At 63.6% G+C, this 9,078-nt stretch carries 11 protein-coding genes; 8 read left to right on the forward strand and 3 right to left on the reverse strand.

Going from position 1 to position 9,078, the window contains the following annotated elements:
* Positions 1 to 487: 487 nt before the first annotated feature.
* Positions 488 to 757, reverse strand: a complete 270-nt coding sequence (locus KBY67_RS05015) for a quinolinate synthetase (RefSeq protein WP_255109367.1) — start codon at positions 755 to 757, stop codon at positions 488 to 490.
* A gap of 295 nt (positions 758 to 1,052) precedes the next feature.
* Here KBY67_RS05015 and KBY67_RS05020 point away from each other — a divergent pair, with 295 nt between their 5' ends.
* The 3 genes from KBY67_RS05020 to KBY67_RS05030 all read left to right on the forward strand — a co-directional run bounded on the left by KBY67_RS05020 (position 1,053) and on the right by KBY67_RS05030 (position 3,294).
* Positions 1,053 to 2,093 carry a ligase-associated DNA damage response exonuclease gene (locus KBY67_RS05020; RefSeq protein ID WP_255109369.1) on the forward strand — a complete coding sequence of 347 codons (1,041 nt, stop codon included), beginning with the start codon at positions 1,053 to 1,055 and terminating at the stop codon, positions 2,091 to 2,093.
* Positions 2,090 to 2,278 (forward strand): hypothetical protein, encoded by a 189-nt coding sequence (locus KBY67_RS05025; RefSeq protein WP_255109371.1) that lies wholly within the window; start codon positions 2,090 to 2,092, stop codon positions 2,276 to 2,278. Before KBY67_RS05020 ends, KBY67_RS05025 begins: the two co-directional genes overlap by 4 nt.
* A 350-nt stretch (positions 2,279 to 2,628) precedes the next feature.
* Positions 2,629 to 3,294 carry an SDR family oxidoreductase gene (locus KBY67_RS05030; RefSeq protein ID WP_255109373.1) on the forward strand — a complete coding sequence of 222 codons (666 nt, stop codon included), beginning with the start codon at positions 2,629 to 2,631 and terminating at the stop codon, positions 3,292 to 3,294.
* A 21-nt stretch (positions 3,295 to 3,315) separates the two neighbouring features.
* Here the strand turns inward: KBY67_RS05030 and KBY67_RS05035 are convergent, their stop codons facing one another.
* On the reverse strand, positions 3,316 to 3,612 hold the full coding sequence (locus tag KBY67_RS05035) for a hypothetical protein (RefSeq protein WP_255109375.1): 297 nt from the start codon (positions 3,610 to 3,612) through the stop codon (positions 3,316 to 3,318).
* A 482-nt stretch (positions 3,613 to 4,094) separates the two neighbouring features.
* Between KBY67_RS05035 and KBY67_RS05040 the strand changes: the two genes are divergently transcribed.
* Together KBY67_RS05040 and KBY67_RS05045 are read left to right on the forward strand one after the other, a co-directional pair.
* Positions 4,095 to 4,556 (forward strand): hypothetical protein, encoded by a 462-nt coding sequence (locus KBY67_RS05040; protein WP_255109377.1) that lies wholly within the window; start codon positions 4,095 to 4,097, stop codon positions 4,554 to 4,556.
* Between the two features lie 123 nt (positions 4,557 to 4,679).
* On the forward strand, positions 4,680 to 4,967 hold the full coding sequence (locus KBY67_RS05045) for a hypothetical protein (RefSeq protein ID WP_255109379.1): 288 nt from the start codon (positions 4,680 to 4,682) through the stop codon (positions 4,965 to 4,967).
* Between the two features lie 85 nt (positions 4,968 to 5,052).
* On the opposite strand, the gene KBY67_RS05050 is transcribed toward KBY67_RS05045, so the two are convergent.
* Complete coding sequence (locus KBY67_RS05050) at positions 5,053 to 5,718, reverse strand: Fe2+-dependent dioxygenase (RefSeq protein ID WP_255109381.1); 666 nt, start codon at positions 5,716 to 5,718, stop codon at positions 5,053 to 5,055.
* 90 nt (positions 5,719 to 5,808) lie between these two features.
* Between KBY67_RS05050 and KBY67_RS05055 the strand changes: the two genes are divergently transcribed.
* The 3 genes from KBY67_RS05055 to KBY67_RS05065 all read left to right on the forward strand — a co-directional run bounded on the left by KBY67_RS05055 (position 5,809) and on the right by KBY67_RS05065 (position 8,593).
* Positions 5,809 to 6,012: a hypothetical protein gene (locus tag KBY67_RS05055; RefSeq protein WP_255109383.1), complete on the forward strand. Its 204-nt coding sequence runs from the start codon at positions 5,809 to 5,811 to the stop codon at positions 6,010 to 6,012.
* 721 nt (positions 6,013 to 6,733) lie between these two features.
* Positions 6,734 to 7,750 (forward strand): phosphoribosyltransferase, encoded by a 1,017-nt coding sequence (locus KBY67_RS05060; RefSeq protein WP_255109385.1) that lies wholly within the window; start codon positions 6,734 to 6,736, stop codon positions 7,748 to 7,750.
* Between the two features lie 120 nt (positions 7,751 to 7,870).
* Positions 7,871 to 8,593, forward strand: coding sequence for a triacylglycerol lipase (locus KBY67_RS05065; protein ID WP_255109388.1), 723 nt, complete (start codon positions 7,871 to 7,873; stop codon positions 8,591 to 8,593).
* The last annotated feature ends 485 nt before the right edge of the window (positions 8,594 to 9,078 follow it).

The following is a 9,078-nucleotide window of genomic DNA, read 5'->3' on the forward strand; positions in this document are numbered from 1 at the left end:
TTCCGCTAGGAATGTCAAAGAATTTAATTCCAGAGGATTAAGTCAAAAAACGCATAGACAAAGAAGACATGAGCGATAGGATCTCGATCCCAGAGGCCGTGAACCGCCAGCCAACCGGGTTCGGCAACGCCACTGGATTCGGCAAAATCAGTGGCGAGTTCTTCAGCCTCTCGTCGGGAGTTGATACCACCCCACTCTTTCAGGGCCTGGACGGAGATTTGCGCAACTGCCCACACTGGGGCTTCAGTTTAAGCGATCAGATCACAGCGATCAGATCACGATGGCGAACAAGAACGGGGTGCAAGAGACAGTCAATGCAAACGATCTTTTACACTGGCCTCCAGGGCACAGCGCAAAAGTCAACTCAGATGCAAAAATTGTCATGTTCAGCCCACAAAACGAACATAGCCATGTGATCAATCATATGATTGAGAAGGCAACGGCATGCCAAATCTGAACTAGACAATGCGGGTTCAGCCATCATGCATCAGCCCTTCAGATCAGGAAGTGGGCCATCCAGGAGATCGTTCTGAGGAAGCCCACCTGGCTCAAGGATAACGAACGATTCGGCGATGCCCTGCTGTTGGGCCAGGTAGTCGGTGCAGGTGGATGTTCCGAGACCGTCACCACCAATGGGATTACAGAAATCATCCATAGCCATGGAGCCCGAACTGGCACAGGCCGTGAGTGAAAAGGCCAGGGCCAAAACGATGGGGGCAATGAAAGCAAAGATCACTGACATCGACAGAGCAGGCAAGGTTCAGATTGACGTGGTAGACATGTCGCGGTGGACATGACATGACGCGCTGGCAGCATCTGGGCCCGAAGAGACAGGCCTGATGATGGCAAGAACATCGCACAGCCGAATCGACTCACGAACAGGACGCACCCCCAGGTTTACAAACACTTGACTCCAGACGACGAGATGTCCCGGCGGCAGTTGAACAATGGTTCACGGGGCTGGTGGTGACAGCGGCCGTGATCGAGGGGGGGCAGTCGTATCCATGGAAAGCCTTGCTAGAGCAGGGATGACATGTTATTGACGTTGTGTCATGGCGTTGCCGGCAGGCAGCCTTATCCAGCTCACTCCACAGGGGCTCTATTGCCCGGCAGCCGGCGCATGGATCGATCCCTGGCGGCCAGTGGCGAATGCCCTGATCACCCATGCCCACGCCGACCATGCCCGCTCGGGTTGCGGCGCCTACTGGGCAGTGGGCAGCGGCGAGGCGGTGCTGCGCCAGCGTCTGGGGGCCGGCATCACGTTCACCAACCTGGCCTATGGCGCCGAGCTGCGGATCGGCGAAGCTGTGGTGTCGTTCCACTCCGCTGGACATGTGCTCGGCTCAGCCCAGGTGAGGATCACGGCGGGGGGTGAAACCTGGCTGATCAGCGGCGACTACAAGCGCTGCGCCGATCCCAGCTGCGCGCCGTTCGAGCCGTTGTCTGCCGACGTGTTCATCACCGAGGCCACCTTCGGCCTGCCGATCTACCGCTGGCGGCCGGGCCGCGAGGTGACGGCCGACATCCTGCAGTGGTGGCGGGGCGCACCGGAGCGGCCATCGCTGCTGTTCGCCTATGCCTTCGGCAAGGCGCAGCGGCTGCTGGCGGAACTGGCGGCCCTCGGGGTCGACGAGGAGGTGCTGCTGCACGGGGCCGTGCAGGCGTTGATGCCCGCCTACCGCCAGCAGGGGATCACCATGGCGCCCACCCGACCCGTGAGCGACCTGCCGCGCAGCGAAAGCCTGGCGGGGAAGCTGGTGATCGCGCCACCCTCGGCCTACCGGTCGGTGTGGATGAAGCGGTTCAAGGATCCCCAGACCGCCTTCGTGAGCGGCTGGATGGCCGTACGCGGTGCCAGGCGGCGGCGGGGCTTCGAGCGCGGCTTCGTGCTGAGCGATCACGCCGACTGGGACGGCCTGCTGCGCACCGTTAGGGATACCGGCGCCCGCCAGGTGTACGTCACCCACGGCAACAGCGACGGCCTGGCCCGCTACCTGCGGGAGGTGGAGGGAATCGCGGCGGAACCACTGGGACGGGCGTTCGAAGCAGAACGCAGTGAGGATGGAGACGGAGTCGATCCGAAGCCAGCATGAAGCGACTGGGACGAGGGCTGCTGGGCGCGCTCGTGGGGTTTGTGCTGAGCACGCTGATCAGCTATGTGCTGGTGGCGCAGTACTCGCCACGACATGACCGGGAACTGGAGGCGGCGATGACCAGTATTTTCTTCTTCGGGCCGGCGGGAGCAGGCCTGGCTTTCTTGGTGGGGTTGCTGTGGTGATGGACGGCATGTCTGGCCACAGCGTGAAGGCTGGCCCACTCCTTCACCCTGCCTCCCAAGGCCTGCCGATGACTGTTCAAGAGCAGCCAGTACAGTCGTGATGTGATGAGAGCCGCCGTTTCAATTCAGAACAAAGCGATCCAGGTTGATCACTCTGCTCCTGGCCGGCACGATCGAGCCCACGATGATTGTCCTGGCATCGTCTTCAACAACGCCTGCGATGATGCCACCGGCGACCCAATCGCTCGTTAAACGAATGATTGCATGTACGTTCACAGTTGCCAAGCTGGTGGGCGCCCCGTGGCATAAGATCCGAGTCAAAATCAACCTGAGCGGAGACTTACCCTTTTATGGCCACTGTTCTGATCACCGGCGCCAATCGCGGCATCGGCTTTGAGTACTGTAAACAGCTCGCCTCCCGTGGCGATTCTGTTGTGGCCGTCTGCCGCCATCCTTCTGCTGATCTGCAGAATCTTGGCGTACGGATCGAGGCGGGAGTGGATGTCACCGATGAGGCGTCGATCACTGCCCTGGTGGAGCGGCTGCAGGGTCTGCCGATCGATGTGCTGATCAACAATGCCGGGATTCTTGAGAGAACCACGCTGGAGGATCTCAATGTCGAGAGCCTCCGCCGTCAGTTCGAGGTGAACGCGATCGCTCCGTTGCGCTTTACCCGTGCATGTCTGAGCCAGCTTCAGCCAGGCTCCAAGGTGATCCTGATGACCAGTCGCATGGGGTCGATCGAAGACAACACCTCCGGCAACTCCTATGGCTACCGGATGTCCAAGGTGGCGCTCTGCATGGCGGGAAAATCCCTCTCGATCGACCTGAAGCCCCGCGGTGTTGCCGTTGGAATCCTCCATCCCGGCATGGTGAGCACCGGGATGACAGGGTTCACATCCCAGGGGATTGCACCGGAGGATTCCGTGCGAGGGCTGCTGAATCGGATCGATGACCTCACACTGGAGAATTCGGGAACCTTCTGGCATGCCAACGGTGAGGTGTTGCCCTGGTAGCCCATCCTGGAGCCGGGGAACTCAGTTCTGGCTGGCAGTCAGGGCCTGAAGCGCCATGGCCACATGTGCCTGCAAAGCGCCGATCGCCATCAGTTGCCGCGGGCTGCGTCCCTTGGCCAGGGCTCCATTCCTCTGCTGAAGCGCCTGCAATAGCCGTTCGCTCACCAGTCCGTAGCTACGCAGCAGCTCCTCGAGTTCATCACTCCGGTCCTCTTCGCCACCACACTCAACCATCGAGGCGTCGGGAACGGCTGCTTGCAGCAGCGTGATCAGTTGCCGGTGGCTGATGGCATGGGGAACAGAATTGGTGGCATCCATGAACAAGCAAAGGTTGAAGACTTGTAAATAGAGACTATCGGGATCCCCAGCAACTGGGAATCACTCGGCGTGTAGTGATCACCCGACCTGGCGCTTACGGTCTGCGCCCGATGCTTCAACCCGCCAGCATTTGCGTAGCGATTGCTCACTGTCAACCGCAGCTGACGCCAGTCATTGCAAGGGTCGGAGTGCCCCATGGGCAGGAGCGGCTGCGGTGATTCGTTCGGGCAGCACCCAGGATCTGACCCTGAAGCGGTCTCACGAGCTCGCCCCACTGATCAATCACACCTGAGCGCACCGCTGTGAGTTAAACCACCTGCAGCTTCTGGATGCCTTGCCCACGACCAGCAGCACTGCTGGCACTGGCTTGAGGGCCTCGAGGGGCAGGTGGAGGAGGTGATCCCGTGAAGATCCTGGTCGTTAGCGGCCGCCTCTGGGATGGGGCCTGCGCGATGTGGGCTGCCGGCTTTGGCACGTGAGCGATGAGTGAGGATCCCACCCCGGCGCTGTCGGTGGAGATCAACGCCCTGAGCCGGGTCGATGATGGGATCGTCGACTACACCGTCAAACCCAGGGCCCAGGTGGCTGGTCAGCAGCTGCGGAATCTCGCCCTGCCGAATGGTGTGCTCGTCACCCTGATCCTGCGTAGCCGGCTCCAGCCCTGGATTGATCGGCTTGTTGATCCAGACCCCGACGAGGCCTCGCTGCCGGTGGGACTGGTGTTGGCCTTCAACGCGGCGGCCAGCTTTGAGCAGCTGCATCGGTTGTTTGGTGTGGCCATCCCGGCGGAGATCGGGCCGGACGCCGCGGCCCAGAGCCTGGCTGAGCTCCTGGCAAATACGGAAGCGGTCAGCGAGGTTCACGTTGGTTCTTTTGGCCTCCGAGCAGGAGCTGATCAGGATCTGCTCACCGCTTGCTGCCTCGCCGAAACACCGCTCCAGTGAAGTGGCAACTGAGCCACAACAGTGCCAAAGGTTTCGTCCTGAGACCATCCTGACGGTTGCATTCCCTCTGCGAGTGGGGTGCGCCGCCACTTCTAATCAGGCGATTCCTCCGGTTGCATCGCCATGGTCAGAGTTGTCCCGATTGGTGCCTGCATCACCCTTGCGCTGCTGACTGGATGCGGCAGCCCAGATCTCCCGGCCCTCAAGAAGCTGGCCTGCGAGAAGGCGGTCAACACGATTGATCTCCAATCGGTGGCTCAGCTTGATGCACTGCGCAAGGCGCTGGGCCTGGCACCAGATGTTGATCCGATCGCTGAATGCCGTGCCCTGGGGGTGATTGCAGAGCCCAAAGCGCCAACCGACAGCCAGGGCACCGGGGACAACAACGGGGCGGGTGAGAAGGAGAACTGATCGCCTCCCCGCTGCCCCCTCTTCGACCCAACTCGCAGCAGGTCCAGCCGGCACCAAGGACGCCAGGATTGCGCCGCTTCCAGGATCACTCCCCCCAGCGGCGCAACAGGTTGGTGTAGCTGCGGCTGATCAGATCGAACACGTCGCTCTTGCCCTCCTGACGGAAGAGCGCCCGGCGGGCAGTGTCGAGCTCGAACAGCAGTTCACGCTGGTCGGCGCCGCGAACCCGACTCTGAATCCAGCCCACGGCCACCAGACGCTCCCCCTGGGTCACGGGTTCGACGCGATGCAACAAGGTGCTGGGATACACCAACGCATGTCCGGCCGGAAGCCGCAGCGCCTCCTCCGCCGAGGGCGATTCCAGCACCAGCGCACCTCCCTCGTACCCGGACGGATCGCTGAGGAAGAGGGTGAAGGAGAGATCACTACGGCCCTCCGCCATGAAGGCGTTGTCCACGTGGCGGCCATAGCCTTCACCGGGCCCTGAACGGCTGAACAGCAGCCCATGGACCCTCACAGGCAGGGCTGCCGACTGGACCAGGGGGTGGCGCAACAGGGGCTCCACCACCCGTGGAGTGAGCTGGCCCTGCAGATGTGAACTCCGATCCAGCTGGCGGTTGTTCTTGACCGTTCGTGCATGCCAACCGGCGGTCTCCACGCCAGGCCTCCAGGCATCGGCCTCAGCCAGCAGTTCCATCCGGAGATCCACCACCTGCTGGGCCTCCAGAAGAGGTTCAAGCGCGAAACGCATGGACTGTGACGAATGGCACAACAGGCTGTGGCAAATGCACGGACGGCCAGGAGCCGCGACCCGACAATGAAACACCATCCGAGTCCTGCCATGGCCCGCTCCAGCCTTGCTCTGTTCCTGGCCACCGCTGGCTTGGTGGCCGGCACTGTGGGCTGTGGACGCGCCCCCGAGCCCATGGAGGGCGGGGAAGACAGTGGCGAAAAAATGGAAAAGACCGTTCCAGGCGCTAGCCCGATCGAGAAGAAAGAAGAAGGTGGTGAGGGCGGAGAAGGTGGGGAGGGCGGAGAAGGCTGAGTCGACATCAGCCGAGCCCAGAGCCTGCTGAGCTCGGCTTTTGTCTGGGCATCGTCACGAACAATGAGCCGAATCGCTCCGAGGGTGACTGAAAACCATCCGAATCATCCCTGAGTTCCGTGGCGGCGGAGTTGGTGTCAACAGGGCTGAAGCTTCATGGAGGTGGAAAACCTCGGCCGTCGTCGCTCCGGCAGGGATGTCGAACAGCGCCCGGTGAACCCGAAGCCCGGCTGGAGCCTCGGGTTCGTCAAGGTTCATCACCGATGAGCGCGTCTCCTGAAGAGCTCCGCATCAGCCGCAGGGCCAGGTCAGTCGATGCGACCGGGAGGGGACTCGACACCGGCTGCCCCCTCGAGTTCAGCCTCGGTCAGTCCAGTGAGGTCCTCCCTCAGGTCCTGGAGTGCGCGATCGGCTGATTCGGGGGACTCCAGGTCATCGTCGCTGGGATGTGTGGGGTCAAGTTCATGGCAGGCATCGGGAGGGTGGGGGATCGGAGTACTTGTCCTGAACCGTATCCACGATGGCCTTCGCAGGCCGCGGCCTCGGACGGTTCCATGCAGCACCCCCGCCACTCCCGTGGCTAGGAAAGGGAAGCCTCAAGGGCATGCTGTGAGCCGTTCCACTGTCAGCGAACGAGAGGTCATCGTCCAGTCGGCAGGGGTAGCGCTGGCAGGCAGTCTGACGCGTCCGGATCCGTCAGCCGGGCTGGTGCTGTTCGCCCATGGCAGCGGCCAGCAGTCGCTTCAGCCGCCGCAACCGCCACTTGGCGAGGGGGCTGGTGGAGGGCGGGCTGGCCACGTTGCTGTTCGATCTGCTCACCGCCGCCGAGGAGCGCATCGATGACCAGGACCGGTCGTTGCGCTTCGACATCCCCCTGCTCAGCCGGCGCCTGATTGGGGCGATCGACTGGGCCTGCAGCCAGCCATCTGTTCGAGGAGCCCGGAACCCTGGAGCAGGCCGCCCACCTGGCCCGCACCTGGTTTCTCCGGCATCTGAGAGGGGCCAGGCCCTGAAGGCCTCCCGATCCCTCACGCCTCCTCACGACATGGCTGTTCGACCTCCTCTCTGGACCAACCGCCACCAGGCGGGTCTCGCTCTTGTGGACGCCTTCGCTGATCGCCAGGGCCGCGCTCACGACACCACCCTGCTGGCGCTGCCGAGGGGGGGGGTGCCGGTGGCGGCGGCCATGGCCTCTCGCCTGGGGCTTCCGCTGGCGACCTGGTCGGTGCGCAAGGTCGCCGATCCGGCCTGGCCGGAGCTGGCGATCGGTGCGGTGGCCGCCGGTGGGGTGGTGGTCTGGCGCAACGGAGAGGGCGCACTTCTGCGGGCGACCACCGCCACCACCCACGGTTGGCTGCGGGCGCAGGAAATGGAACTGAGGCGCCGGCAAGAGCTCTTCGGAGACCCGCCGGGCGAGCAGCTGCGGGGCCGTCATCTGATCGTGGTGGACGACGGCATCGCCACCGGCATGACCATGAAGGCCGCCCTGCTCTCCCTGCGCAAGCTGGAGCCGGCCTCGCTGGATCTGGCGGTGCCGGTGGTCGATCGCGACGTCGCCACCGAGCTGAGCCAGCTGGTGGATCGCCTGGTGGCGCTGGCCCTCGTGGACGATCTCCAGGCCGTGGGTCTGTGGTATGAGCACTTCGAGCAGCTTCGGGACGAGCAGGTTCTGGCCCTGTTGAAACAGACGCCCCCTGCACGGGATCAGATCCCGCCGGGGACCTCAACCAGGGCCTGAGGCCACCCATAGACCCGGCTGGAACTGGATCCGGTCCATGGCCAAGGCCATCAGGCGACGATGGCCAGAGCCCCAGCCGAAGCCTTCCAGGACGACCTGGCGACCCTCCGAGCTCCGCCCATGCCCCGACAACCGATCGTGATCCTCGGTGGCTTCCTGATCAGCCCTGAGGCCTACGCCCCGATGGTGGACCGGCTCAGGCATCTGAGCGGACAGCCGGTGAAGCTGGTGCCGGTGGGTAAGGCCGAATGGCTGCTGACTGTGTTCTCCTTCGCCTGGGCTCGGATCCTGGATCGGGTGGCCACGACCGTGACCGAGCTGGCCGCGCGCTCTCCCACGGGCCGGGTGACCCTGATCGGCCACAGCTCCGGCGGAATCATGCTGCGGCTCTTCCTCGATGATGCGCCGTTCCAGGGCCGCAGCTACGACGGCAAGGCCCTGGCCGACACCCTGGTGATGCTGGGCAGCCCGCACACGGCGCTGAAGGCCACGGTGTTGCGCCGGATGGTGCAGCGGCGCCTGCCGGGTTCGCCCTTCGCCGATCGGGTGAGCTACGTGTCGGTGGCGGGCGATCTGGATCTGGAGAGCGCCACCCCCATGGCCCGGCGCCTGGCGCCCACGGCCTATCGCAACAGCAGCGGCGATGCCGCGGATCGCGGTGATGGCCTGGTGCCGGTGGCCTCCGCCCTGCTGGGGGGCTCCACGCCGCTGGTGTTGCCAGAGGTGGCCCACGGCGGCGCCTTCGGGCCCTGCTGGTACGGCTGCCCGGAGGTAGTGGAGCGCTGGTGGGCCCTGGCTCAGGAGGCCGGGTCGGGCAGCTCCCCCTGCGGCACGAACCGGTAGCTCCGGCGCAGCTCCGAGCTCAAGCGTGACCGCTGCCACCAGGGTGCGGGCCCACCGAACCTCTCGAAGATGGTGCTGGAGCCGTGAGGCCTTGCTGAGGCTGCGGAGGATCAACCAGTCGACACCGACAACCGCATTCCTTCTCACCCAAAGAGGCAGCGTTCCGCAACTAGATCGACAGCGAAGCGCCCAGATTGCGGGATTAAAAAGCTGCTTGGCCTGCTGAATCCTGGGCAGAGGAAGAGCCAGCGATTTGCGTTGCCTGCGGGCCTGCCTGGCCCGATGAAACCAAGGCGGTTCTGGTCAGAGCACTATGAGGTGGACGGCTTTTACTGGACAGATTCGGCCCCTGACATCGTTAACTCCGGGCGGGAGGAACAGGGTTTGGTCTCAGTGTAGACCTCTTGGGGAGTTTTGCCTCCCAAGGAGCTGTGTGGTCTTACATGGCCATACCTCCAGAAGAAGCGGGCCAGGCTGATCTCGGC

The organism is Synechococcus sp. RedBA-s, assembly GCF_024345495.1.
In the GTDB taxonomy this organism is placed as follows: domain Bacteria; phylum Cyanobacteriota; class Cyanobacteriia; order PCC-6307; family Cyanobiaceae; genus Regnicoccus_A.